Here is a 26,260-nt window from a genome sequence, read left to right as displayed (position 1 = left end):
ATTTATAAATGCTCACTGTATTGGTCATAGTTACTGGCTTGTTGTTATTAATAACCTTATTACCCCTGTCATACAGTCAGCATTATTTGATACGTAGTTGCGACTTTGTGCGCTTGCAGGTGTGCTACCTAGCAAGCGCTATCGTTATAGCGGCTCTGATAGGTATGTGGCAAAGCGACTATATTACATATCCGTTATTAGCCACTGTCGCTTTAGTTATTTTAGCGCTTCAAGCTAAGTGGATTTATCCCTACACTTGGTTTGCTAAAAAAGAAGTATTAACAGCGCCAAAAAGTAGTGAGCATAGCATCAGAATTTTATCCGCTAATGTACTGATGTCGAATCGACATAGTGAGCAGTTAATTAACTTAGTCGATAAATATCAGCCCGATTTACTTATCACCTTAGAAAGCGATAGTTGGTGGCAAGATAAATTGTCCGTGCTTAAAAAAAACTACCCTTATCAAATACAGTGCCCAAAAGATAACCGCTACGGCATGCATGTATTTAGTAAATTTAACATACTCGATGCACAAATTTGTGCACTTATAGAAGATGACATTCCTTCTATTCATATTTTATTTGAAAACCACCAAGGGTTAAAAATGCAGGGGCATTTTATTCATCCCGCGCCACCAAGCCCAACCGAAGAAGATTCATCACGCCCGCGCGATAGCGAATTAATAATGGTGGCTAAAGCTCTTAAAGATTCAACTCGGCCTACGATAGTCGCTGGCGATTTAAATGATGTTGCTTGGTCACGCAGTACTCGTTTATTTATGCAAATTAGTGGCTTTTTAGACCCTCGTAAAGGCCGTGGTTTTTTTAATACTTTTCACGCTAATTACTTTTTTATGCGTTGGCCGCTTGATCATTTGTTTCATTCAAAAGGCTTTAGTGTAAAACGGATAAAGCGCCTTGCTAAATATGGCTCCGATCATTTTGCCTTACTAACCGAACTGGTATTTGAAGATGCTAATCAGCAATCCCTAGAAACAAAACCAAGCGAGCAAAAGCAGCAAGATATACAAGAGCTGGCAATGAGCAAAGCAGATAAACGCAAAGTACCTATGTTTGAAAAGGGCTAGGTATAGTACAGATATTAGGTTAAAGGTTTTAGGTGAAAGAGAAAGTTAATACATTACGATAGGGCTTTTAAGTTTGCGAAGTTTTCGTAGCAAATTATTTAGTTTAGCGTTAATTAACAAAGAGATTCATTATGTTTAATAAAATCATCGACTTTTGGTTTAATGAGCTTGAGCCTAAACAGTGGTGGCAAAAAGACGATGGGCTTGATGCACAAATTAAAACTCGTTTTGGTGAATTACATCATCAAGCAAGTGTAAATGAGTTATTTGATTGGCGTGAAAGCGCGATAGGTAGTCTTGCTGAAATTATTGTGCTTGATCAGTTCTCACGTAATATTTACCGTGAAAAGCCCGCAGCATTTGCTTGTGATGCATTAGCTTTAGCGTTAGCACAAACTGCTATTGCTAAAGGGTTTGATAAGAAATTGACGGATGAACAACGCGTATTTTTGTATATGCCTTTTATGCACAGCGAATCAAAGCTAATTCATAAGGAAGCAGTCCAGCTATTTAAGGCGTTAGGTATTCAAAATAACTTAGATTTTGAGTATCAGCATAAGGCGATTATCGATAGATTTAATCGTTATCCGCATCGTAATAAGATACTGGGGCGGGAGTCTACAAAAGAAGAACTTGATTTTTTAAAACAGCCTAACTCAGGTTTTTAAATTCATCAGACAATAAAACACCGCGCTTGCAACAAGCGCGGTGTTTAATTTTACTAACCTGATACCTGATACCTGATACCTGATACCTGATACCTGATACCTGATACCTGATACCTGATACCTGATATCTGATACTAGCTATGGATCATGATGCTTTTAACATTCACAAATTCGCGAATACCAAAGCCGCCGTGCTCTCGGCCATAACCACTGTCTTTAACACCGCCAAATGGTAGGTTTGGTTGTGCCAAACCATAGCCATTAATATTAATCATGCCGGTATCAAAATACTTTTTGGCCAGTTCAATGGCTTTCTTCTCATCTTTTGAAAATATACCACCGCCTAGTCCATAGCGTGAATCATTAGCGATACGCATAGCGTCGTCGTTATCTTGTGCTTTAATTAAAGATGCGACAGGGCCAAATAGCTCGTCGTCATAAGCAGGCATACCCGGTGTAAGGTTTTCGAGCACAGTTGGTGGATAGTAATAACCTGTTTGTTGCGGTATTTCGCCGCCTACAATTACTTTTGCACCCGCATTGACAGAGTCTTGCACTTGCTGATGAATTTTGTCGCGTAAATCTTCGCGTGCCATAGGACCCAGTTCGGTATCTTCATCCATTGGGTCGCCCATTTTTATCGCCTTAAACTGCTGGCTTAGTGCTTCTTTAAAGTCATTGTAGAGTGAATCAACCACCACAAAGCGCTTTGCGGCAACACAGGTTTGGCCGTTGTTAATAATGCGTCCTTGTAAACAAGCCTTAACTGCAAGAGCCAGATCTGCGTCATCAAGTACAACAAAAGCGTCGTTACTACCCAGTTCTAGTACGTTTTTTTTAACATGCTTAGCAGCTTGCTCTGCTACTTTTTTACCTGTGCCGTCGCTTCCAGTGAAGGTCACGCCGCTTATAGCCGAGTGTGAAATAAGGGCGCTGGCGGTTTTACCATCAACCAGTAAGTTGCTAAAGCAGTGTTCAGGGAAGCCTGCTTGTAGAAATAATGTTTCAATTTTTTCAGCCATACCAAATACATTACCGGCGTGTTTTAATACCGTGGTATTACCCGCCATAATGTTTGCGGCACTGTATCTAATAACTTGATAAAGTGGGAAGTTCCATGGCTGAATACCCAGCAGCACACCAGTAGGGCGATAGCTTATGATTGCACGACCTCCTTGCATGTCGCGCTCCTCGTCGCTAAGCATATCGGCGCCATGCTCAGCGGTATAACGACAAATGTCAGCACAAAGCTGAACTTCTTGGAAGCCTTGCTCATAGACTTTACCCATTTCTTCGGTCATTAGTTTTGCTAAGGCTTCTTTTTGGCTTTCAAATAAAGAGGCTAATTTATTTAGATGTTGTGCGCGCTCGGTAAACGAGGTTAATCGCCATGTTAAGTATGTTTCATGAGATTTTTCGATCACTTGTTCTGCTTGAGCTTGAGAAAGCAGCGTATAGCTATTAATGACTTGCTCGGTTGCGGGATTGATCGTATCAACTGTGTTACTCATTTTACCTCCTAACAAATTATGTAATAGGATAGGTGCAAAACCAAAGCCAGTTAGTTTCTAGATATTAAAAAATCATAACTATCTGTTAGTAATGATTTTTATATTGCTTATGACTAAAATCTAGATGTTGTTTGCTTGTTGTTTTTGCTATGGTTCTGTAAATAGTGCAAGTTGTTGAAAAAGTTACAGGGAGAGTTCAAATGAAGCCATCATTGTTTAATACCGCTTTACCGATAATTCAGGCACCTATGGCAGGTGTTCAAAACGAGCAGCTTGCTCTTGCTGTAAGTGAGGCTGGAGGCTTGGGCTCTTTGCCTTGCGCCATGTTATCACCAGCACAATTAATTGAGCAGCTAGAAGTACTTAGCCAAAAAACAACGAAGCCGTTTAATCTTAACTTTTTTTGTCATAGGGTTGCTGATTACACGAACGAACAAAAGCAGCTATGGCATAATATGCTGGCACCTTATTTTGCAGAGTATGAAATTGACCCGCAAAGTTTAACTGCAGGGGCTTCTCGTCAACCTATAAATCAATCGGTTGTTGATATTATTGCCCCCTATAGGCCAGCAGTAGTTAGTTTTCATTTTGGTTTACCTAAGCAAGCTATTGTGGCGCAAATAAAAAGCTGGGGCACTAAAGTAATTTCAACGGCTACCACTTTAGATGAAGCTATTTGGCTTAGTGAAAATGGCGCTGATGGGATTATTGCTCAGGGTATAGAAGCTGGTGGCCATCGAGGGCACTTTTTATCAATGGATTTAAGCTTACAACAAACTACTGAGCAGTTAATTAAACGTTGTGTTGAGCATATATCACTGCCTATTATTGCTGCTGGTGGCATTGCTTCAGCCGATGATGTACAGCGGTTTAAAGCGTTAGGAGCGAGTGCTGTACAAGTAGGGAGCGCTTATTTACTATGTAAGGAGGCAACAACATCAGCTTTGCATCAACAGGCTATTTTAGATCAACAACAAGACGAGACTACACTGACTACATTGTTTTCTGGTAGAGCTGCTCGGGGTATTAAAAATCGAGTAATGCAAGAGCTAGGTGCTATACCAAAGGGCGTTCCTGCGTTTCCACATGCCAGCAGTGCTATAACAGCCTTAAGAACTCTAGCTGAAAAAAGTGCTAAAAGTGATTTTTCACCTTTATGGTGTGGCCAAAAATATATTCCTAGGGTGGGTGTATCAGCGGCTGATATTACACATGCTTTAATGAAAAAATGGTAATTTTTAATGTCTGATAATCCACTTTTATCGCTTGGCGACAGTTATGAAGCACTAGTAAACAAGTTTAAAGTGCAATTGGCTGGTAAGTATCCTCAGCAACTAATAGCGCCCAATACCGTATTAGTGCAACAAGGCGATCTGCAAAGTTATGGGTATTTAGTTGTGGACGGGGTTCTAGGCGCTATTCATGACGACATTGAAGGCGTGCAAAAGTGTAAAGAGTTTTATTTTAAAAATGAATTTGCTTTGCTGTTTGCCAATTGGATGACCTCAACTCCTGCGTTTTATCAATTAAAAGTGATTAACGAAGCCAATGTAATTAAAGTACCACTAACACTATTTGAGCAAGCACAGTATCAACTGATTAAGCAGCAGCTTATTGCACAGCAACTTATTTTTAAAGAAGCCAAAGAAGCATTCTTATTACTCAATAGTCCCGAGCAGCGTTACTGCTATTTACTCAAACATAAACCTCATTGGTTGGCGCAGTTAAGTTTAAGCCAAGTGGCAATGTATATAGGCATTTCGGCTATTTCGTTATCACGAATTCGTAAGCGACTTAACTTAAGTTAAGTGCTGTTTTCATAAAGCACTATACACTCCCCATTTTAAGCTTTAATACCTTGGAGTGTTATGTTTTTAATTGCCCAATCGTTAGTAGCAGTCGCTACTTTACTCGACTTAGCTTCATTTCAGTTTAAATCCCGACGAATTATTTTAAGCTGTTTATTTACCTCAGTATTATTAACCTCTGCTCACTTTTTTATATTGGGCTATAACAGTGCCGGCTGCTTAATGTTTATTGCCGCGGTGCGTTATTTTTATTGTATTTACTTTAAGCATACTTGGGCTATGTTTGGGTTTATGGCTTTAAGCTGCTTAGCCGTTTATTTTACTTGGCAAGATTGGTTTAGTGTCTTTGCATTGGTGGCGACATTAATACAAACTATCGCTTCATTTCAAAATCGAGATTTGCACTTAAGGTTATGTATGGTGGTGGGAACCTCTTTTTGGATAACACATAATATTTTTGCCGGCTCGCCAGTGGCAATAATCATGGAAAGCCTATTTTTAAGTAGTAACTTATTAGGACTATACCGCTTTTATGTGGGTAAAAAATCGCTGAGCGAACCGCAAACGCAACCCTAAACACTTAGGAAAAAAACTGTGCTGCAATGGCTTTTAGCAGATAGGTTTCGCGAATAATTGATAGCCCTTGCTTGTCACTGTTTGCAAGTGTACGTTCGTTATGGGCTATCGCCTGGAAAATATCAACCCATTTAGCCTGCATGCCATTTTGTTGTTCGTAGTGTTCAAGCTGTGCTTGGCCTAGTTGCTCATCAATTTGGCAGAGGTAGCAGTATGATTGTATATGAATAATATCAAAGTCATCTTTGTACCAAGGGCGGTATTCTTCGTAAAGCCCAAACTCGCTACATACTTTTATATTTTGTGCGCCAGTTTCTTCACTTAGTTCTCTGATCAATCCCTGCTCTATGCTTTCATGTGAGTCAATCCCACCGCCAGGTAAGCTAAAGTCGTCGTAGCGCTGAGTATACATAAGTAAAATGTGTTGTTGCTTAAATGCAATAGCGCGAGCGGTTGGGCGAGAAAATTGACGACCTTGCTCAATATTGATTGAGGGATGAATGTAGGTTTTTAATAAGCGCATAACAACTCCTGTAATAAAAATAAATTATATCAGTTGGTTATATTAATTGCTTTAATAGAAATTTAATAAGCAGCATAAAGCAGTGCTATTTCAGCGCCTATACAGCTACTTATGATTAAACTAGTGGATTAAAAATAAACCAGCTGCATTGTGTACCTTAATTATGTATATCTTTCATTTACATTAAAGGGTGAGTAGAATAGTGAAAAAGCACAGGGATTATTCATGTTAAATATACTTTTAGTCGATGACGACGTCGAATTTAGTGATGTTATTTGCCATATTGTTGAGTTTCTTGGCCACAACATTAATACAGCAACCAGTTTAAAAGAAGCGCATCAATGGTTTGAAAATAACACCTTTGATCATGTGCTGCTCGATTTTATGTTACCTGATGGCAGTGGTTTGCACTTGCTGGATCACTTAAAAATGATTGGTCAATCGCCTAAAGTCACCCTTATTTCAGGTCACCCTTCGGTCAAAGGCATTTTAGCTGAGATGTGTGAGCCTAATGTGTCGCATTTATTAAAGCCGCTGCAACGTGAAGATTTAGAACTGGTTTTAAATGGCCCTAAAAAAACAGTAAAAAAAGCGAAAAGCGCCGCTATTACTCATCATTTTGACACGCTTATTGGCGAGTCTGCGCCCATGCAACAGCTTTATACGATGATTGAGCGTGTAGCTAAAACCAATGCTAATGTTATGCTTATGGGTGAAAGTGGCTCAGGTAAAGAGGTGGTAGCCCAAGCCATTCATAATGCTAGTAAATGCGAAGGTCCACTGGTGGCTAGTAACTGTGGGGCGCTTTCAAAAGAGCTTATTGGCAGTGAATTATTTGGCCACGAAAAAGGCGCATTTACCGGTGCCATTGCTCGTAAAGAGGGCGTGTTTGAACAAGCAGACGGCGGAACGTTATTTCTTGATGAAGTCACCGAAATGCCGATTGATATGCAGCCTAACTTACTGCGTGTACTTGAAACTAAAAAAGTAACACGAGTAGGCGGTAATCGTGAGTTACCAGTAAATTGCCGTGTTATTTCAGCGACTAACCGCTCCCTTACCGATTTAGCGCAGAATAATATTTTACGTGAAGATATTTACTTTAGACTGGCTGTTTTTCCAATTGATATACCGCCACTACGAGAGCGAAAAGAAGATATTCCATTACTCGCAAAAGCGTTTTTAGGTCAGTTGAACGATGAAAATGGTACAGCGTTTGCCTGGGCTAACGAACAGCTTAAAGAGCTACAAACATACGACTGGCCAGGTAACGTACGTGAACTTCGCCATGCTATTCATCGCGCTTTTATTATGAGCGACCCGCAAACTAGCACAATTAGTTTACCTGACAACTTAGAATCGCCTTTTTCAAGGGTTAATACTCAATCTGAGGACAAACAGGTATCAGCAGGGCAAACAATTGAAGAAGTTGAAAAAGAGCTTATTCATGCCACGCTCGATAAGGTACAAGGTAATAAAACATTAGCGGCACAAATGTTAGGCATTAGTACTAAAACCTTATACAACCGTTTAAATGCTTATGGTGGTATTGGCGAGTATAAATAACCAGCATGCAAATTTAATAACAACAAAACGAGGACTTTAATGGCATTACCACAACAGGCAAAACCTTTGAATGAGCTGGTACACGACGCACGTGCGCCACTAAATCGTATTTCTATGAATGCTGAACTAATTAAGCTAGTACTTGAAAACGATATGCCAAAAGATAAAGCACTCGCCGCACTGGATAAAATAATTGCTAATTGCCAAGCGTGCAGTGACAGTTTGCAGCTTATTTCAGAGTCGAAGTAACCCTAATTAATTCAGGACGATAAATGATTAAACGCAAACAGCAAGGCAAGGCAAATGTAGTATGGGCGTTATTTATATCTATAGTGCTGTGTATTATTGTTGGTAATGCTTTTTTAGCCATTAATACCATACAAGGCCTAACGCGTACTCAACAAAGTTTAGATAACACTAATATGCTAAGTACGGCGATAGAGCAATTGCACCTTTCAGTAGTGCAAGCTGAGTCGGGACAGCGAGGGTATTTATTAACCCAAACTGATGATTATTTAGTGCCTTATTACGATGCCGTCGCACAAATAGAGTCTCAAACTAACCATGTGAGCGCCTTACATTCTGAAATTGATGGGCAGGCACAGCGTATTGCTGAGTTATTATTACTGGTTGAAGCTAAAATAGCTGAGCTGAAAAAAACGGTTGAATTAGCATTAAATGATAAAGAAAAGCGTGCACTTCTGAGGCTCAATACACATGAAGGGCGTGATCTTTACAGAGAGATTCGGGCGTTGGTTAATGATATTCAAGAGCGTGAATTGTTGTTTAAAGTTAGTCACTTTTCGAAATTAGAACAAATTAAGAAAGAAGCTAAAATCACTTTTGGTATTACTGCAGTTACAAGTACATTATTGATTTTGGGTATGTTTTTATTGGCGAGGTTGAACTTGAAAAATGCGGCCGAGTATCGTGCCGAGCTGGAAATGCAAAATGAAACCTTAGCCAGTAAAGTGACTGAACGTACTCAAGAGCTTACTTTGTATTCTGATGAATTGAGTCGTAGTAACCGAGAGTTAGAGGAGTTTGCTTTTGTTGCCAGCCATGACTTGCAAGAGCCGCTAAGGAAAATTCAAGCATTTAGTGACCGGCTTGAAAGCATGTTTAAAGACGAATTAGGCGAAAAAGGCGCAGATTATATTGCCCGCATGAAAAATGCCGCACAAAGGATGTCTAATTTAATTAATGATTTATTAGAGTTCTCTCGAGTAACAACCCGAGGTAAAGATTTTACCGACACCGATTTAAACAGCATTCTGAATGATATAAAAGGTGATTTAGAAATAGCGATTAATGAGTGTAATGCACAGGTTGTTACGGTTGATATGCCCATTATACAGGCAGATCCGAGTCAAATGCATCAGCTGTTTTTAAACTTAATTTCCAATGCAGTGAAGTTCAGAGCGCCTAACGTTGACCCGGTTGTTAATGTTGACTTTGAACGAGTATGTGAGTTTAGTGAAGATCATAACAGTGAAATATGTTGGCATGTCATTACCGTAAAAGATAATGGTATCGGCTTCTCTGATGAGTACGCGGATAAAATATTTGTACCATTTCAACGTTTGCATGGCCGTTCAGAATATAAAGGAACGGGTATTGGTTTATCTGTATGTCGTCGAATTGTAGAACGACACGGCGGCTCTATTGCTGCGATAAGCACCCTAGGTGAGGGGGCAACTTTCATCATTAAATTACCTGTGGATGCAGAGTTATTCACATTACAAGGAGAGGCATAATATGCCATTAACAAACGTAAAACCGATTACCATTTTGATGGCAGACGATGATGAAGATGATCGTTTATTAACCCAAGATGCGCTTGCTGAAAGTCGCGTTTTAAATGAATTACATTTTGTTGAAGACGGTGTTGAACTCTTGGAGTATTTAGAGCGCAAAGGCAAGTTTGTAGATAAAAGCATCTCGCCAAGACCAGGCTTAATTTTACTTGATTTAAACATGCCGAGAATGGATGGTCGTGAAGCGCTTGAAGCTATTAAGGCAAATCCAAACCTAAAAGGCATTCCAGTGGTAATTTTAACCACATCTAAGCAAGAAGAAGACATGGTTAAAGGTTATAACCTAGGCGCTGCGTCTTACATAACTAAGCCGGTTACGTTTGACGGGTTAGTTGAGTTGATGAAAACGCTGGGTAAATACTGGGTTGAGTTTGTAGAGCTACCAAGCACGTTTAACGATTAAGCATATTATTAAAACAGGAGACGCTATGTTAGCAAAGGCAACGAAACTGCTATTGGTTGAAGACGATGAAGATGATTATATTTTAACTCGTGACTATTTAGAGCAGCTCAGTTCCCATGTGTTTGACATAGACTGGATAAGCTCTCCTGAGCAGGCGGTGGAAGTGTTGAGTAAAAATCAACATGATATTTGCTTGCTTGATTATCGCTTAGGGGCATCTGATGGCTTAAGTGTTTTAAAACAAGCGCTTAAAAATGGTTTTTGTGGGCCTATTATTATGCTTACAGGGCAGTCAAACGATGCCCTCGATTCAGCTGCGCTTGATGCCGGAGCTGTTGATTACTTAGTTAAAAACGAAATGAGTGGTAGCCGGTTTGCTCGCTCTATTCGCTACGCATTAGCGCGCCGTGATGTAGAAGATGAGCGAGTGGAACGCTTAAAAGCCGAGGCTGAAAACCGTTCAAAAGATCGCTTTTTAGCACATTTAAGCCACGAATTGCGAACACCGCTATCTTCTATTTTAGGTTATACCGAGTTGTTGATGCTCAGTGACTTTAACAAGCAGGCTGAGAACGAGCTCGGTGTGATTTATCGTAATGGTAAGCATTTATTAAGCTTACTGAATGATGTTTTAGATTTATCTAAAATTGCTGTCGATAAACTCGAACTGAGTTTAGGGGAGGTTAACCTTGATAGCTTAATGGCCGACGTATTTACATTAATGCGCGTATCGGCACTCGATAAAGGCTTATCACTAAAGTTTGAATCACTGGAGCCTTTACCACTAGTCATTCGTGTAGATGCCACTCGAGTTCGACAAATTCTTATTAACCTGATCAATAACGCGATTAAATTTACTGAGCAAGGCGAGATTGTGGTTAACGCGTGGACTGAAGTAGTCAATGAGCGTGAAATGCTATTTTTTAGTATTAAAGACTCAGGCTTAGGCATTGCTCCAGAAAAACAAGCTCTCATCTTTAAGCCTTTTGAGCAAATAGCTGATGTAGAGTCGCGTTCAGTCGGTGGTGCAGGCTTAGGTTTAGCTATTTGTTCTGAACTACTTAGTCGTATGCAGGGGGATATTTCATTAGACTCTCACGTAGGTAAAGGGTCAACCTTTACCATTTCTTTATATCCTGGTGATATCAGACAGGTAGAGCGCAATTTATTAAAACTTGATTTAACCCCCAATATGCAGCAAAAAGTAGCCCCCTGCCAAGTGAGCGGTAAGGTGTTGGTGGTTGATGATTTACGCGATTTACGTGTGTTAGTTGGTCACTTAATCGGTTCAGCAGGCGCTGCGGTCGATTATGCTGATAATGGTAAGCAAGCGCTTGAAAAAGTAAAAAAACAGCTAGCAGACGGGCACGCAACCTACGATATTATATTTTTAGATATCCACATGCCAGTAATGGGCGGAAAAGAAGCTGCTATTGAGCTTAGAAAGCTAGGGTTTAAAGGTTCAATCATAGCCTTAACTGCTGCGACTATGAAAGGCATTCATAGCGAACTCAATGCGTTAGGGTTTGACGATATGATTGCCAAACCTGTCGATTCCAACTTGCTTTATCAATGCTTAGAGTTAAGGCTCGGGCAAAAAGAACAGCCTACTTCATCTATTCAGCCAATGCCTAAACCGAGTAGAGATAAGAAGTGCTTTTTATTAGTAGAAGATGATGCTGATGCCGCACAAATTACCCAGCTATTACTAGAAAGCTTGGATGTAGATACCGATATAGCAACAAGTGTTAAAGACTGTAAGGCAGTACTAGAGCATAATAGTAATTACGATAAAGTATTACTTGATATGCATTTGCCAGATGGAACCGGTTTAGAGCTGGCTGGGTTTATTAAACAGCATTACCCTAATATTAAGCGCGTTATTATTAGTGGTATGGAGCCCGATGCCGTGCATATCAGGCAACTAGAAATAGAGCAGGTATTGTTAAAACCAATAAATTTAGCATTACTCAATCAGCTTGTTTAACACCCTATTAGCTTACCTAGATGTTAAAGGTTTAACCACAGATTGGCGTATAACTAACTCGGGCTCAAATAACGTTTGAATAGGGTGTACGCTTTTTTGATAAACATGGCTCAGTACCCACTGCGCTGCCACTTTACCCATCTCATCGATAGGATAGTTTATAGTGCTCAACGGAGGGTAAACGTGACGGGTAAAAAACACGTTATCGTAGCCAATAATTGAAAGCTGCGAAGGTAGTTGTATACCATGCTCTCTGGCACTCACCATGGCACCAGTGGCCATTTCGTCATTGGCACATACCAAGGCGGTAAAGGCGGGGTTGTTTTTATACAGTGTAGCGAAGCCTTCGTAGCCACTTTCTTCTACAAAGTCACCTTCAAATAAATTATTTTCATCAAATTTAATGGCGAATTCATCAAGCGCTTGTTTATGCCCATTTAAGCGTTCTTGGGCATCTTTTTTCCATAATGGGCCGCTAATATACGCAATTTCTTTATGGCCCGATTCAATAATGTATTTAGTGGCTAAATAGCCACCTTTAGTATTATCAAGAATAATACAGCGGTCGGCGAGCTCTTCAATATAGCGGTTTAGCAAAACAAACGGGGTTTTGCCTTTACTGAGTTTTATTAAGTATTCATCACTAATAGCTTCAACATGCAAAATAAGTGCGTCGCAGTTACGGCTAATTAAAAATTCGATGCCTTGTCGCTCTCGCTCTGCGTCACTGTGGCCTGCGGTAATAATAACGTGTTTACCTTGGTTTCTTAGGGTGTTCTCTATACCGCTCATCATCGGCCCATAAAATGGACCCTTAAGCTCTGAAACTAACAAGCCCGCACTATTCGAGCAATTAGAAGCCAGTGATTGCGCAATAGAGTTAGGGCGGTAGCCCAGCTCTTCCATGGCTAAGGTGACTTTTTTTCTGGTTGCATCACTTACGTTTGCATTGTTGTTCATTACTCTTGAAACAGTGGCAAGTGACACCCCTGCAAGCTTTGACACTTCATAAATGGTGGCCATACTATTCCTTGCTACAAATTGCTTTTCTGTGTTAAATCGGCAGTGATTTTTTTAATGGTTCTATTGTCTAGGCTGTATTTACTCATTATTAATGCCACAAGTACACTACCAATCGCAGGGTAAAGTGTGAATGAGGTTAAAATACCATTTTTAGTTGCCTCGCTTAATTCCACATTGGCTTGATATTGATAATAAGCAAGTAACCAACCGGCAATCGCTCCGCCTAATGCAAGCCCCAATTTGATAAAAAATACGATGCTTGCGTAAACTAAACCCGTGAGTCGAAGGCCATTTTGCCAGACTCCGTAATCTATAGTATCAGCCATTTTTGCCCATAATAAAGGCGTTGCCATTTGAGTGAAAAAACACCATAAAAAATACACTAAAAACGCCAGTAAAACGTGTTCATTAGGAACAAAAAAGGCAATGCAGCTCAATATGGCGGAAATATATTGCAGATAAACATAAGCCGCTTTCTTATCAAGGCGTTTACTTAAAGGTTGTGCGCAAGCGCAGCCTAAAATATTACCAATCATACCTAAGGTTACAAATTCGGTGATTAAATCTTCTTTGCCAAGAACATATTTTACATAGTAAATAGCCAACGTTGTGCGCAATACCATACTGGTTAATAATACCAGCGCTGCCATACACAAGATTTTAAACGGCTGATTTTGCCATAAAACGTGAAGTTGTGTTTTTAAAGATAATTTATGCGGTGGATTGCTCACTCGCTCTTTGGTGTAACGAAAACAAATTAAAAATAACACCACACCTAGGCAACTCATAACCAGCATGGTGAGTTGATAGCCCATTTCGTTATTACCATTGCCAAACCATTTTACTAAAGGCAAGGTGCAGCTTGTAACCAGCAAACCACCTAACATGCCAAATACAAACCGGTATGATTGAATGGAGACACGTTCGTTGGGATTGCCACTTAATACGCCGCCAAGTGCCGAATAAGGAATATTAATTGCGGTGTAAACTAACATTAGCAGGGTGTAGGTAACGAAGGCGTAAATAATTTTGTTGGCGTCATCCATCTCAGGGGTAGTAAAAGTAATCACGCTTATAACGGCAAAAGGGATGGCAAGCCAAAGTAGGTAGGGTCGGTAGCTACCGTATTTAGTATGAGTGGCATCAGTGAGTGCGCCCATTATTGGATCAGTTACTGCATCAATAACTCTAACTACTAAAAAAAGGGTGCCCACAACAGCAGGCGAAATACCAAAAATATCAGTGTAGAAAAAAGTTAAAAACAGCATGACGGTTTGAAAAATAATATTACTGGCCGTGTCACCTAGGCCGTAAGCTATTTTTTCTTTTTTACTCAGCATAAAAGCCACTCGTTATTATTTTTGGCGCTGTTTAAGAAAATCACGATACGCAATTGCGCTTTGTTTTAAGGTACGTTGTTGAGTTTGGTAGTCAACATAGACTAGCCCAAAGCGTTTTTCATAACCATAGGCCCATTCAAAATTATCCATTAAACTCCATGCAAAGTAGCCTTGTACATTAACGCCTTGCTCAACTGCATTATGAACGGCATTAAGATGGGTATGGTAATAATTGATACGTTGTATGTCATCTACTTTACCATTTATTAATATATCAGCCATCGCTGCACCGTTCTCTGTTATATATACCTTAGGTAAAGTGTAACGATCATTTAGTGAAAGCAGTAATTCGCACAATCCCTGCGGGTATATTTCCCAGCCCATATCGGTGGTGGCAACATTCTCTAAAGAAACTTCGCTAAACCAATGATCTGGGGTATTTTTGTAATGAATACGAGTATAGTAATTAACCCCTAAAAAATCGATCTTTTGGCTAATAATTGCCATATCTCCATCACTAATCTGGGGCTTTGCATCATTTGCAAGCTCATTAATCACTTCAGGGTAACAGCCCTCTAGTACTGCCCGTATATACCATTGGTTATGATAGTCATCAGCTAATTTAGCAGCGCGTTGATCAGCAGTGGTAAGCGGATAGGATGGGCTAAAGTTAAGTACTATACCGGCTTCTATCGTGGGGCAATTCTTACGTATCACTTGCATTGCGAGTCCATGGGCAAGCAGTAAGTGGTGCGCTGCTTGGCGTCCTGCTTTTTGACTTTTTATGCCTGGTGCATGTACCCCTATTTCATAGCCTAGGTAGGCACTACAAAAAGGCTCATTTAAGGTCGCATAAGAGTCAACTAAGCCCTCTAGTTGTTGAGTTACTATGTGAGTGTAATGAGCAAATTGATACGCGGTATCGCGATTTAGCCAACCACCGTTGTCTTCTAAATGCTGTGGTAAATCCCAATGATATAAAGTGACATAAGTTTTAATGTTACGCGCTTTTAAAGCTTGTAATAGCGATTTATAAAACGACATTCCTTGAATATTCAAGCTGCCATCTTGGTGTAAAACGCGTGGCCAAGAAATCGAAAGACGATAAGCGTCTACAGCTAAATCAGCAATCATTTGTACATCTTGTTGCCAATATTCTATGTGTTTACATGCTTGGTTGCCGTTACTGTTATCTGCAATGGTGTTTGGTTTGTTACAAAAAGTATCCCAAATACAGGGGAGGCGGGTATCGTAACTTCCCTCTATTTGAAAAGAGGCTGTAGCAACCCCAAAAATAAACGGCGGCTTCAAGAGGGCTGACGTGCCTGGTAAGGAGATTGTTTTAAACACAATGAGATACGTCCTTAAGCTTGCAAATAATAATGAGCTTTACAATAGTTAGCTAAGCAATATAAATTGCATAATACAACAATGTAAGCGCTTACAATATTTTTGTAAATAAATTGATAAATTTTCTCTATATGCTATAAATGTAAGCGCTTACATTTGGTGTTGCAACTATTATCTGCATTTTAAGTTTTACTAAACGCAATAAAATAGAGGTAACAATCTGATAATTAAAAAATAATTAGAGATTATACTATGGCACATATCACACAGCCACTACCGGCAGCAGAAAACAGCCAAAAACCAGGGTCTACACACACCTTTGCGTTAACATCGCTTACGACCTTGTTTTTTATGTGGGGTTTTCTTACTTGCCTAAACGATATTTTAATTCCGTATTTAAAGGGAATGTTCTCCCTTAATTACACCCAAGCAATGTTGGTACAATTTTGTTTTTTTGGTGCCTACTTTGTTATGTCAATTCCTGCAGGGAAGCTGGTCAGTAAAATAGGTTACCAATTTGGTATTGTTGTTGGTTTGGTTGTTGCTGCGATAGGGTGTGCACTATTTTACCCCGCTGCAGAGGCACATGTTTACGAACTATTTTTACTTGCTTTGTTTGTACTTGCTTCAGGGATTACCATTTTACAAGTCTCTGCCAACCCTTATGTAAGCGTATTAGGGCCTGCAAAAACAGCGTCTTCGCGTTTAACTATGACTCAAGCTTTTAACTCTTTAGGTACAACTGTTGCGCCATTGTTTGGTAGTTGGTTAATTTTGTCAGAAATTAGTCAAGCTACAGCAGAACAAGTTAAGTTTCCTTATTTAATGCTCAGTGCAAGTTTATTAACATTGGCGATTATTTTTGCTTTTTTAAAGTTACCTAAATTAGGTAAAGCGATTGACAGTGAAGCAGAAAACCAAGGTGACACTGAGTTTGTTGATTTAGGCAGTGTATGGAAATATCGTCACCTTATTTTAGGCGCGATTGGTATTTTTGTTTACGTAGGGGCTGAAGTGGCCATAGGTAGTTTTTTAGTTGGCTTTTTAACCCTTGATCATATTGCAGGCTTACCAGAGCAACAAGCAGCACATTACATTAGCTATTATTTTGCAGGTGCAATGATAGGGCGCTTTGCTGGCGCCGCGATTATGCAAAAATTAAACGCAGCCAAAGTATTAGCTTGTCACGGTATTTTAGCAGGCTTACTTGTGTTAATTGCTATGACGGGTCAAGGGTCACTGGCTATGTGGGCTATTTTATTAGTTGGATTATGTAACTCTATTATGTTTCCTACTATTTTTAGTTTAGCACTGCAGGGGCTTGGTAAATACACCTCGCAGGGTTCGGGTATCTTATGTTTAGCGATTGTTGGCGGTGCCATTATTCCGTTATTACAAGGTATGCTAGCTGATAACATCGGTGTGCAATTAGCTCTTATTCTGCCCATTGGTTGCTATTTATATATTACTTATTTCGCGCTGTTTGGTGCAAAAAAAACAACGTCAACTCCTCTTTGAGTTTTAGGTGAATGTTATGATTATTAAACGCACTTTTTCAATCACTGCGCTGATGCTAGCAGCAATAACCAGCAGCGGTTGTTCGCAACCCTCTAACAGTGCTAGTGATGCGACAAGCCCAAAAGAAATTTGGCCAACAATAGAAACAGGTATTAAAAGCGATGCTCAAATGGAGCAAAAAATCGCTGATATGCTAAAGAGCATGACGCTAGAGCAAAAAATAGCGCAAATGATCCAACCTGAAATCCGTAATATCACGGTTGAAGATATGCGTAAGTATGGTTTTGGTTCTTACTTAAATGGTGGTGGTTCATTTCCAAACAATAATAAACATGCAACCCCTGAAGATTGGGTTGATTTAGCCGAAGAAATGTACCAAGCATCTATTGATGATTCTTTAGATGGCAGCACAATCCCTACAATGTGGGGCACTGATGCGGTACATGGACACAACAATGTTATTGGCGCGACCTTATTTCCGCATAATATTGGTTTAGGTGCTGCAAACAACCCTGCACTTATTGAAAAAATAGCCGCCGCTACTGCGCGAGAAGTAATGGTTACCGGTATAGATTGGGTATTTGCACCTACTGTTGCGGTGGTTCGTGATGACCGCTGGGGCCGTACTTACGAAGGATACTCTGAGGACCCTGAAATAGTGAAAGCGTATTCCGCTTCTATCGTTAAAGGATTGCAAGGCGCTGTAGATGAAGACTTTTTGTCGGATACGCGAGTAGTTAGCACCGTTAAGCACTTTTTAGGTGATGGTGGCACTGTCAATGGCGACGATCAAGGTAATAATATCGCCTCTGAAGAAGAGTTATTTGCGCTTCATGCACAAGGTTATGTAGGTGGTTTGAGTGCAGGTGCGCAAACGGTTATGGCTTCGTTTAACAGCTGGCATGGCGATAAAATACACGGTAACAAATACTTATTAACCGATGTATTAAAAGAAAAAATGGGTTTTGATGGCTTTGTTGTTGGCGATTGGAATGGCCATGGACAAGTTAAAGGCTGTTCAAATAGTAACTGTGCTCAAGCTGCTAATGCAGGCTTAGACGTGTACATGGCGCCAGATGAGTGGAAACCACTATTTAGCAACTTGGTTAACCAAGCTAACAGCGGTGAAATTCCACTAAGCAGAATTAACGATGCGGTAACGCGTATCCTACGCGTTAAAGTGCGCGCAGGATTATTTGATAAACCAAGCCCCGCGAAGCGTCCTCTTTCTGGAAAAACTGAAATTATTGGTAGTAGCGATCACCGTGCAGTGGCTAAACAAGCTGTACGCGAGTCTCTAGTATTACTTAAAAATAAGCAGCAGTTACTGCCATTATCGCCTAAGACCAACGTATTAGTCGCAGGCATAGGGGCTGATAACATCGGCATGCAGTCGGGTGGTTGGAGCGTTACGTGGCAAGGAACAGGCAATACCAACAGTGACTTCCCTGGCGGCAGCTCTATTTACGCAGGTATTAAAGATACTGTAGAGCAAGCTGGTGGCAGTGCAATGCTGAGTGTTGAAGGGGAATACAAAGCACGCCCAGATGTAGCCATTGTGGTGTTTGGTGAGCAACCATATGCAGAGGGTAATGGTGATGTTGATAACCTAGAATACCAGCGCGGTAATAAAAGCGACTTAGCGCTACTGAGAAAGTTTAAAGATGCAGGAATCCCTGTTGTATCATTATTTATTAGCGGTCGCCCAATGTGGGTTAATGCTGAGCTAAATGCCAGTGATGCGTTTGTTGCTATTTGGCTTCCAGGCAGTGAAGGTGATGCAATAAGTGATGTATTGTTTAAAAATGCAGACGGTTCAATTAACCACGACTTTAAAGGAAAGTTATCGTTTTCATGGCCGAATAACCCAATCGACAATGAAAACCGCAACGACGAAGCTTATAGCCCATTACTTCCTTATGGTTTTGGCTTAACCTACGGTGATAGCAACGTACTTAAAGATGACTTGGTAGAGCAAAATCAACAGACTGAACAATTGGACGACTTAGTGTTGTTTGAACGTGCTATAAAAGCACCGTGGTCGTTGGTATTAAAAAGTGGCGAGCAGCAAAAAACGGTGGCGAGCAGTCGCGAGTCATTAGGTGCGGTGAGCATCCAAACATTTGATAAAGAGGTGCAAGAAGATGCACGCGCTATTCGTTTTAATGGCCAAGCGATGGCTGGGGTTAATTTAGCCGCGGCATTCCCATCTGACTTACGCTCATACGTTGAAAACAATGGCCAATTGCAAATGCAAATTAAAGTAGATAAAGCGGCATCAAGCCCGCTGTGGATTGCTATGGGCTGTGGCGAAAGTTGTCAGGGTAAGTTTGATATTACCGATAACCTTGAGCAATCAGGTCAATGGCAAACATTAAACATCAACTTAAGTTGTTTTGCAGAGCAGGGTGTTGACTTAGCACAAGTATTTTCGCCATGGCAGTTAAGTACGCAAGGTGATTGGCATGTATCTATAGCTAAACTAGCTATAACTGCAAATGCTGCCGAGCAAAGTAGTGTTACTTGTAAGTAGTCAATAATCTATTAATAAGCAGGTACTGAGAGTACCTGCTTATTATTTTTAAACACATAGTACAAAACCTACCAAATTAGTCCCTTCTTACTTTTATTCCATTCTATGTGATTGATTATATTCAGCTCAATAGTTATCATAAAAACATAATAAAACTGCATTCGCTTTTGCGTTAACTATTTGAGAGTATGCCAAAATATTAAAAGCGTTATGTAATTAACAGGTGAGAGAATGAATCAAATAAAGCTGGCTTCGCAGAGCATACAGCCTTCAAAAATAGTCTGTGTGGGGCGCAATTACAGTGCGCATATTGCTGAATTAAACAACGAGCACCCTGAGCAAATGGTAATTTTTAATAAGCCTAATAGCGCGATCACTAATACCTTACTCTCTTCCCATAACGGTGATACGTTGCATTATGAAACTGAATTATGCTTTGTGATAAAAAATAAGCAGCTTGCAGGCGTAGGGATTGGACTTGATTTGACTAAGCGAGCTTTGCAAAGCAGTTTAAAAGAAAAGGGCTTGCCGTGGGAACGTGCTAAAGCATTCGATGGCTCAGCATTATTTAGTGATTTTATTGAGTTAACGCCAGAAATGACATCGTTTATATTTGAATTACATATTGATGGTAAAGTAATTCAGCACGGAGAAACCCAGCTAATGTTGCACCAACCTGCGCAAATTCTGGCAGAGGTAAATGAGTTTATGGGTTTAGAAGAGGGCGATATTATTATGACCGGCACGCCTGCTGGCGTAGGGATGGTAAGCGCCGGGCGAGAGTTTAAAGTTGCTCTTTATTCTGACTCTGGTCAGCAGTGTTTATTGGAGCATCATTGGTCTGTGAATCAAAGTTAAGCACATATTGATTATAGGCTTTATTAAAGTCCTCAAAGTGTTCATTTAACCAGTATTGCTGATTATTTTTGTATTGCTCTGAGGTTAAAATATTGTTTTTTAGTGCGTGATTAATTTTTTTTATTGCCATAGATGCAAAATTATTTGGGGCATTGGTCGCACAACCAACGGCTATTGGAACTAATTTATTTTTATTTTGGGCAATCGGTAGGTTTACAATATTTGATTGATTGCCTTTGCTGAAGTGGCTAGTAATAAATGGGTAATCAAGCGAGTAATCTAAAGAGCCGTGTTTTAAGCGCTCCATTACAACACCACTTTCATTATCACTACTCCAGCTCATAGAAACATTAGAGTGAGTTAATGAGTTTTCAATAATATTGTTAATCTGCACAGAAAAACGACGTGCATCAGCTTGACCGTAAGTGAAGCTTTTATCAGCAAGTAAACCCACTAAGTTTATAGGGTTTCCATGCTTAGAGATTAGTTCAGGTGCTTTTGCCGCGGTAGTTATGATGTTATGAGGGGGATAAACCGCCGTAGGTAATGAATATAAAAACTGTTTATTTGCACTGCGTTTGTAAATAGCGCATGGAAAACAAACGTTCCTACCCTCATCTATGTATTTATTAATCCGCTTTTGCGGTAAAACTAAGCGGGTATGTTTCACCCCTTTTATGCTATGCATTAGCTGTTGTGTTAAATCATCGCATAAGCCAAGCTGTTTTGTTTCTTTGCTTAAATGAAACGGAGGGGTTTTACTTTGTAACCATAAAATCTCTTCTATTGGCTTTGCTGTTTTACTATGACTGCAAGTAGAAAAAGTGACCAAAATGCCAAGACATAAAAAACGAAGTGATTGCATTACAAATAGATCCGCCTAGAAAATTTGTTGCGTATTATACTAGCAGTGCCTAAAAAATAAACATAAAGAACAGCAAAGCATCAATTTCATTGAAACGTATTTATACTTTGCTGTTTTTGATCACCTGCTAGGCTTAAAACCTCTTGCCGTGATTAAATCGCCCTATATAGAACAAACTTTAATCCCCAAAAATTAATAAGCCCTAGTATGGCATTGGGTTATTTCTGAATATGGTATCAATCGCTAGTAGTACATCGTCGCTAAGGGTTAGCTCAAATGCATCAATGTCTTCTTTTAATTGCGCCATAGTAGTGGCACCAATAATAGATGAGGTAACGCCATCCACTTGATTACACCACGCTAGCGCTAATTGTGCAGGGGTGATAGCGTGTGCATGGGCAAGTTCAACATACTCTTTGGTCGCCTTTTGTGATTGTGGCGTATCTCTAAAAATACCGTTACGCTGCATAAATGTCCAACGAGAGCCTTCAGGGCGCGCTCCATTTAGGTATTTACCCGTTAATAGTCCAGCAGCTAAAGGTGACCAAGGTAAATAAGCAATATCTTCATGCACACATTGCTCTATTAAATAAGGCCAATCTTTCGCATGCGCTAAACTAAACTCATTTTGAATAGACACCATTTTTGGTAAATTGTGCTCTTTGGCTAAATTTAAAAATTGGCTAATCCCCCACGGGGTGTCGTCAGAAAGTCCACAGTGTTTAATTTTACCCGCTTTAACACACGCATCTAAACCCTCTAAAATATCAAGCATGTCAGCGGTGTGCTGTTTTGCATCGACCTCAGTAAATTTAAGCATGCCAGGCCATTGCCTTGCAAAATGAGGAGTGCGGCGATTTGGCCAATGTAATTGGTATAAGTCAATATAGTCGGTTTGTAGGCGTTTTAGAGACTGATCAACTGCATCAATAACAGCTTGGCGAGTAATATCACCACCATCACGGATCCATGAAAGCCCATTACCGGCAATTTTAGTAGCAATAACAATGTCTTTTCGTTTCTGTGAATTACGTGCGACCCAATTCCCTATAATTTCCTCAGTTTTACCATAAGTATCGGGAGAGGGAGGAACTGCGTACATTTCTGCCGTATCAATAAAGTTAACACCACGGTCAAGAGCATAGGCTATTTGCTCATCAGCATCATGCTGGGTATTTTGTACTCCCCAAGTCATACTACCTAAACAGACCCTAGAAACACTAATATCACTACTGCCTAATTGACTATATTGCATTACTAATCCTAATTATTCGTTTTCAGAGTTTGCTTTTAAAGCCGATAACAAAGGTTCTGTGATCGTGGCTTTTTGCCCTGTTTTAAAGTCAAACATCACCACTTTTGATATGCCAGTGGTCGTTATCGCATTTTGCGCATGGCTAAATACACTGTAATTCATTATAAATCTGTCTGACTTAATATCACTAATAGTAATACCTACGCTTAATGTGTCAGGAAACGTCACAGGGCGTTTGTAGCGAATATTATTTTCACTGATCACAGGGCCAGTGGCTTTAGCATTGATAGTATCAAATAAATTTAATTTATTTAAAAAGTCGATTCTGGCTATTTCAAAATAACGAAGATAAACACAGTTATTAACATGCTGTAGGGCATCCATATCGCCCCACGCTACAGTAATGTCGGTATGAATAGGGTGTTGTTGTTTAAACGTTTCCATGTATTTATAGCTCTTGGTTTTAAAGTATTTAGATTAGCAACATGGTCGGATGAGCTCAAGGGAATTATAGTTGGCAAAAATTCTAGGGCTAAAATTGTACCTCTTTGAATTCATGACTATAGTAACTATTAACACACAAGGAGATAACTATGCAGAATATAATTAATTGGTTATTGGCATGCACCGTTTTTATAGCGTCGTTTACTTGTTACGCTATGGGTAATGAGGCAGGAGCAATTATTTTGATTTTATTAGGCTTTTCTTTAGAAATTTTATTTTGGATGTATTGTTTTAATAAGCCTAAGAAAAATAGGCGCCCTTTTTAAATAACAACAAGCTTGCTAATTAATAGCGATTACACAATAATGGCTGTATAAATAAACAGTTGTTATTGTGTGATGAAAAAGTTTATTCATATAGACATGGACTGCTTTTATGCAGCCGTTGAAATGCGCGACAACCCCAAGCTTGCAAGTGTACCGCTGGCAATTGGCGGTAACAGTCGCCGTGGAGTGCTCTCTACCGCTAACTATCTTGCTAGAGAGTATGGGGTGCGCTCTGCTATGTCTAACTATCATGCCAAACAGCTTTGCCCCGATTTAGTTATTGTGCCCGGAAGAATGGCTGTTTATAAACAAGTATCAACTCAAATCCGCGCTATATTTAACCGCTATACTGATCTTGTTGAGCCTCTTTCACTTGATGAAGCGTACCTAGATGTTACCGACAGTACTGCATTTAAAGGCAGTGCAACGTTAATTGCTGAGCAGATCCGCACCGATATTTTTAATACCACAGGGCTGACCGCTTCTGCGGGGATTGCGCCAATTAAATTTATAGCCAAAATTGCTAGCGATGAAAATAAACCCAATGGCCAATTTGTAGTATTGCCTGAGCAAGTTGACTCGTTTTTAGCCCAATTACCACTAGGTAAAATTCCAGGAGTGGGTAAGGTAACCTTGGAGAAGCTTAATTTAAAAGGGTTGTACACGGGCCAAGATGTTCGCGAAAAAGGGGCTAATTGGATGCAGCAACATGTGGGGAATTTTGGCGTGTCGTTATATCAAAAATGTATGGGGGAGCATATAGGGCGGGTTTCAACTGAGCGGATTCGTAAGTCATTGAGCGTGGAGCATACTTATGAATACAACAAAAATAGTCTTGATGAGTGCTTGGAGCAATTACCGCAACTGTTAGGTGAGCTCGAGGTTAGATTAAACAAACAGCAGCTACAAAATAAAATTAACAAGTTAAGTGTTAAAGTTAAATTTGCTAATTTTGTTGTGACCTCAGCAGATCAAGCGAATCATCAATTAAACACGGCTATTTTTAAAGAGTTACTCGCCAAAGCCTATCAACGCGGATTACAACAACCTGTGCGTTTATTAGGAATTGGTGTTGGTATTAAAAACCAACCAGAGCATAATTTACAGCTGAGTATTTTAGACGTGTAAAAGCTGTAACTCTAGGTTGCCAGTAAGTATGCAGATTACCGCAGTTTACTGGTTATAAATTGCTAAATAAATAATAATAGGGGCTACGTTTTCTAACAGGATCCTTTTTTATGGCATATCCAAAAGCAGTGCTGGCTCAGCCAGTTAGTGCAAGCCTAGATTGTGCATCACACGATGCACTAATTATTATCAGCGATGACTTTTCTCACATACCAAATACGCCTCTGCGCGATGCAATTTTAAATCAAGCTCAAGTAGACTCTCGCATAGGTAATCAAGTTACCTTGCTAGTAGTTGCCGGTAAACGTGTTGTATTAGCCCCAACAGGCCCTTTAAATAGAGATTATGATGATGTACGTCGCTATTTTGATGCGGCTAAATTAGCCATTAACGAGGCTAAAGCGTCAGGCAGTGTTAACCCCGCTATTTACTTACCTGCTTTAAATACCGACAGCCGTTACCAACACGCGCTGGAAGTGGCCTATTTAGGCGCATGCCAAGCATTATGGCAGCCTCTTGAAGCACGTGAATTTCATGGTCATGGTATTGAGCCAATTACTCAAATCGGTTTAATTGATGCCAATGAGCAAACGATTAAAGCAGTCAATGCATTAGCAGCTGGACAATATGCTGCACGTGATTTATGTGGTACCGAGCCTGAACGTATGGCACCACCACGCTTTGCTGATTACTGTAGCGAACTATTTAATAATAGCGCAGTGAGCGTTGATGTGATTGATGACTTGGCTGCCATTGATAAACACTATCCGATGCTAAGTACTGTTGCTCGTGCATCTTATGCAGTAGAGCGTCATCATCCACGCGTTGTTAAACTTGAATATGTACCAGAGGGTGAAGTAACACGCACACTGATGTTTGTTGGTAAAGGCTTAGTTTATGACACAGGCGGTGCAGATTTAAAAGTAGGCGGCTACATGGCAGGTATGAGCCGAGATAAAGGCGGTGCGGCTTCTGTGGCTGGATTTATGAAAGCAGTTGCTGATTACCAACCTAAAGGCGTTAAAGTGATTGCCTTTTTAGCAGTGGTACGTAACTCAATTGGTTCAGATTGTTTTGTTCCTGATGAAATTATTACTAGCCGTGAAGGTGTGCGAGTGCGCATTGGTAATACTGATGCCGAAGGGCGTCTAGCGATGGGTGATTTACTTAGTGAAATGAAAGATTTGGCTGTAAACGAAATAAACCCAACGCTGTTTACTGTGGCTACTTTAACAGGGCATGCTGCACGTGCGATGGGACCATATGGTGCTTATGTAGAAAATGGGCCAGCACGTAGTGCTAATATTTCACGTCAATTAGCTGATTGTGGTGATTTATGGGCTGACGGTGCTGAAGTATCACGTTCACGTCGTGAAGATTATGACTTTATAAAACCACGTACTTTAGCCGATGATGTGCTTTCTAGTAATAATGCGGCTTCTGCCGTCACAGCGCGCGGTCATCAATTCCCTATGGCATTTTTAGCTGTTGTAGGCGGGTTAGATAAGCATGGTAATGAGTCTACTTTACCACTCCCTTATGTGCATATGGATATTGCCGGTAGTGGCGTTGAAGGCGGCGATTGGCAACATGGTAAACCAACTGCGGCGTCAGTAAGCAGTTTATTTGCCCGCTACTGTTTATAATTCTCTATAAATAAGTCTAAAAAGCCC

The 26,260-nt window shown here is 40.2% G+C and carries 23 protein-coding genes; 15 read left to right on the top strand and 8 right to left on the bottom strand.

Annotation, left to right across the window (positions count from 1 at the left end; translation table 11 throughout):
* Positions 1-8: 8 nt before the first annotated feature.
* Complete coding sequence (locus tag MTF66_RS32160) at positions 9-1,088, top strand: endonuclease/exonuclease/phosphatase family protein (protein WP_248529682.1); 1,080 nt, start codon at positions 9-11, stop codon at positions 1,086-1,088.
* Positions 1,089-1,219: 131 nt separating this feature from the next.
* Positions 1,220-1,756 carry a DUF924 family protein gene (locus MTF66_RS32155; RefSeq protein WP_248529680.1) on the top strand — a complete coding sequence of 179 codons (537 nt, stop codon included), beginning with the start codon at positions 1,220-1,222 and terminating at the stop codon, positions 1,754-1,756.
* A gap of 134 nt (positions 1,757-1,890) precedes the next feature.
* On the opposite strand, the gene MTF66_RS32150 is transcribed toward MTF66_RS32155, so the two are convergent.
* Positions 1,891-3,267 carry an NAD-dependent succinate-semialdehyde dehydrogenase gene (locus MTF66_RS32150; protein WP_248529678.1) on the bottom strand — a complete coding sequence of 459 codons (1,377 nt, stop codon included), beginning with the start codon at positions 3,265-3,267 and terminating at the stop codon, positions 1,891-1,893.
* 200 nt (positions 3,268-3,467) lie between these two features.
* Here MTF66_RS32150 and MTF66_RS32145 point away from each other — a divergent pair, with 200 nt between their 5' ends.
* From MTF66_RS32145 to MTF66_RS32135, 3 genes are read left to right on the top strand one after another with little or no spacing between them, the layout of a single operon-like run.
* Positions 3,468-4,502 carry a nitronate monooxygenase family protein gene (locus tag MTF66_RS32145; protein ID WP_248529676.1) on the top strand — a complete coding sequence of 345 codons (1,035 nt, stop codon included), beginning with the start codon at positions 3,468-3,470 and terminating at the stop codon, positions 4,500-4,502.
* 6 nt (positions 4,503-4,508) lie between these two features.
* Positions 4,509-5,075, top strand: a complete 567-nt coding sequence (locus MTF66_RS32140; RefSeq protein WP_248529675.1) for a Crp/Fnr family transcriptional regulator — start codon at positions 4,509-4,511, stop codon at positions 5,073-5,075.
* A 60-nt stretch (positions 5,076-5,135) separates the two neighbouring features.
* Positions 5,136-5,651 carry a YgjV family protein gene (locus MTF66_RS32135; RefSeq protein WP_248529674.1) on the top strand — a complete coding sequence of 172 codons (516 nt, stop codon included), beginning with the start codon at positions 5,136-5,138 and terminating at the stop codon, positions 5,649-5,651.
* 4 nt (positions 5,652-5,655) lie between these two features.
* On the opposite strand, the gene MTF66_RS32130 is transcribed toward MTF66_RS32135, so the two are convergent.
* Positions 5,656-6,174, bottom strand: a complete 519-nt coding sequence (locus tag MTF66_RS32130) for an NUDIX hydrolase (RefSeq protein WP_248529673.1) — start codon at positions 6,172-6,174, stop codon at positions 5,656-5,658.
* Between the two features lie 225 nt (positions 6,175-6,399).
* Between MTF66_RS32130 and MTF66_RS32125 the strand changes: the two genes are divergently transcribed.
* Genes MTF66_RS32125 through MTF66_RS32105 form a run of 5 tightly spaced genes read left to right on the top strand, consistent with a single transcriptional unit; the run spans position 6,400 to position 11,947 of the window.
* Positions 6,400-7,740, top strand: a complete 1,341-nt coding sequence (locus MTF66_RS32125; protein WP_010390890.1) for a sigma-54 dependent transcriptional regulator — start codon at positions 6,400-6,402, stop codon at positions 7,738-7,740.
* 39 nt (positions 7,741-7,779) lie between these two features.
* Positions 7,780-7,989, top strand: coding sequence for a hypothetical protein (locus tag MTF66_RS32120; protein WP_054202227.1), 210 nt, complete (start codon positions 7,780-7,782; stop codon positions 7,987-7,989).
* Between the two features lie 23 nt (positions 7,990-8,012).
* Entirely contained in the window at positions 8,013-9,497 is a 1,485-nt protein-coding gene (locus MTF66_RS32115) for an ATP-binding protein (protein WP_248529671.1), read from the top strand.
* 1 nt (position 9,498) lies between these two features.
* Positions 9,499-9,960, top strand: a complete 462-nt coding sequence (locus MTF66_RS32110; RefSeq protein WP_010390893.1) for a response regulator — start codon at positions 9,499-9,501, stop codon at positions 9,958-9,960.
* A 25-nt stretch (positions 9,961-9,985) separates the two neighbouring features.
* The gene (locus tag MTF66_RS32105; protein ID WP_138622617.1) at positions 9,986-11,947 is read left to right on the top strand and encodes a response regulator; all 1,962 of its coding nucleotides are present in this window, start codon (positions 9,986-9,988) and stop codon (positions 11,945-11,947) included.
* Between the two features lie 12 nt (positions 11,948-11,959).
* Here MTF66_RS32105 and MTF66_RS32100 read toward each other — a convergent pair whose 3' ends face one another.
* The 3 genes from MTF66_RS32100 to MTF66_RS32090 are packed head-to-tail and all read right to left on the bottom strand — an operon-like array spanning position 11,960 to position 15,660.
* A complete protein-coding gene (locus MTF66_RS32100) occupies positions 11,960-12,970 on the bottom strand; it encodes a LacI family DNA-binding transcriptional regulator (RefSeq protein WP_248529669.1) in 1,011 nt (336 codons plus the stop codon).
* 11 nt (positions 12,971-12,981) lie between these two features.
* Positions 12,982-14,310, bottom strand: a complete 1,329-nt coding sequence (locus tag MTF66_RS32095) for a glycoside-pentoside-hexuronide (GPH):cation symporter (protein WP_109875285.1) — start codon at positions 14,308-14,310, stop codon at positions 12,982-12,984.
* A gap of 15 nt (positions 14,311-14,325) precedes the next feature.
* Positions 14,326-15,660 (bottom strand): GH1 family beta-glucosidase, encoded by a 1,335-nt coding sequence (locus MTF66_RS32090; RefSeq protein ID WP_138594778.1) that lies wholly within the window; start codon positions 15,658-15,660, stop codon positions 14,326-14,328.
* A 252-nt stretch (positions 15,661-15,912) separates the two neighbouring features.
* On the opposite strand from MTF66_RS32090, the gene MTF66_RS32085 reads away from it, so the two are divergent.
* The 3 genes from MTF66_RS32085 to MTF66_RS32075 all read left to right on the top strand — a co-directional run bounded on the left by MTF66_RS32085 (position 15,913) and on the right by MTF66_RS32075 (position 20,569).
* On the top strand, positions 15,913-17,178 hold the full coding sequence (locus MTF66_RS32085; protein ID WP_010390899.1) for a sugar MFS transporter: 1,266 nt from the start codon (positions 15,913-15,915) through the stop codon (positions 17,176-17,178).
* Positions 17,179-17,194: 16 nt separating this feature from the next.
* A complete protein-coding gene (locus MTF66_RS32080) occupies positions 17,195-19,711 on the top strand; it encodes an exo 1,3/1,4-beta-D-glucan glucohydrolase (protein WP_138622623.1) in 2,517 nt (838 codons plus the stop codon).
* Between the two features lie 231 nt (positions 19,712-19,942).
* Complete coding sequence (locus MTF66_RS32075; RefSeq protein ID WP_138622625.1) at positions 19,943-20,569, top strand: fumarylacetoacetate hydrolase family protein; 627 nt, start codon at positions 19,943-19,945, stop codon at positions 20,567-20,569.
* On the opposite strand, the gene MTF66_RS32070 is transcribed toward MTF66_RS32075, so the two are convergent.
* The 3 genes from MTF66_RS32070 to MTF66_RS32060 all read right to left on the bottom strand — a co-directional run bounded on the left by MTF66_RS32070 (position 20,496) and on the right by MTF66_RS32060 (position 23,133).
* Positions 20,496-21,434 carry an ABC transporter substrate-binding protein gene (locus tag MTF66_RS32070; RefSeq protein ID WP_138622627.1) on the bottom strand — a complete coding sequence of 313 codons (939 nt, stop codon included), beginning with the start codon at positions 21,432-21,434 and terminating at the stop codon, positions 20,496-20,498. The genes MTF66_RS32075 and MTF66_RS32070 overlap by 74 nt on opposite strands.
* 202 nt (positions 21,435-21,636) lie before the next feature.
* Entirely contained in the window at positions 21,637-22,689 is a 1,053-nt protein-coding gene (locus MTF66_RS32065; RefSeq protein ID WP_138622629.1) for an aldo/keto reductase, read from the bottom strand.
* A 12-nt stretch (positions 22,690-22,701) separates the two neighbouring features.
* On the bottom strand, positions 22,702-23,133 hold the full coding sequence (locus MTF66_RS32060; RefSeq protein WP_138622631.1) for a thioesterase family protein: 432 nt from the start codon (positions 23,131-23,133) through the stop codon (positions 22,702-22,704).
* 398 nt (positions 23,134-23,531) lie between these two features.
* On the opposite strand from MTF66_RS32060, the gene dinB reads away from it, so the two are divergent.
* Together dinB and MTF66_RS32050 are read left to right on the top strand one after the other, a co-directional pair.
* A complete protein-coding gene (gene dinB, locus MTF66_RS32055; protein WP_010390908.1) occupies positions 23,532-24,587 on the top strand; it encodes a DNA polymerase IV in 1,056 nt (351 codons plus the stop codon).
* Between the two features lie 110 nt (positions 24,588-24,697).
* Positions 24,698-26,233, top strand: a complete 1,536-nt coding sequence (locus tag MTF66_RS32050; protein WP_138622633.1) for a leucyl aminopeptidase family protein — start codon at positions 24,698-24,700, stop codon at positions 26,231-26,233.
* Positions 26,234-26,260 lie beyond the last annotated feature (27 nt).

It is taken from the genome of Pseudoalteromonas sp. 2CM39R, from assembly GCF_023161845.1.
The sequence above is the reverse complement of the archived record's forward strand: the minus strand, read 5'-3'. Positions and strand labels throughout refer to the sequence as shown.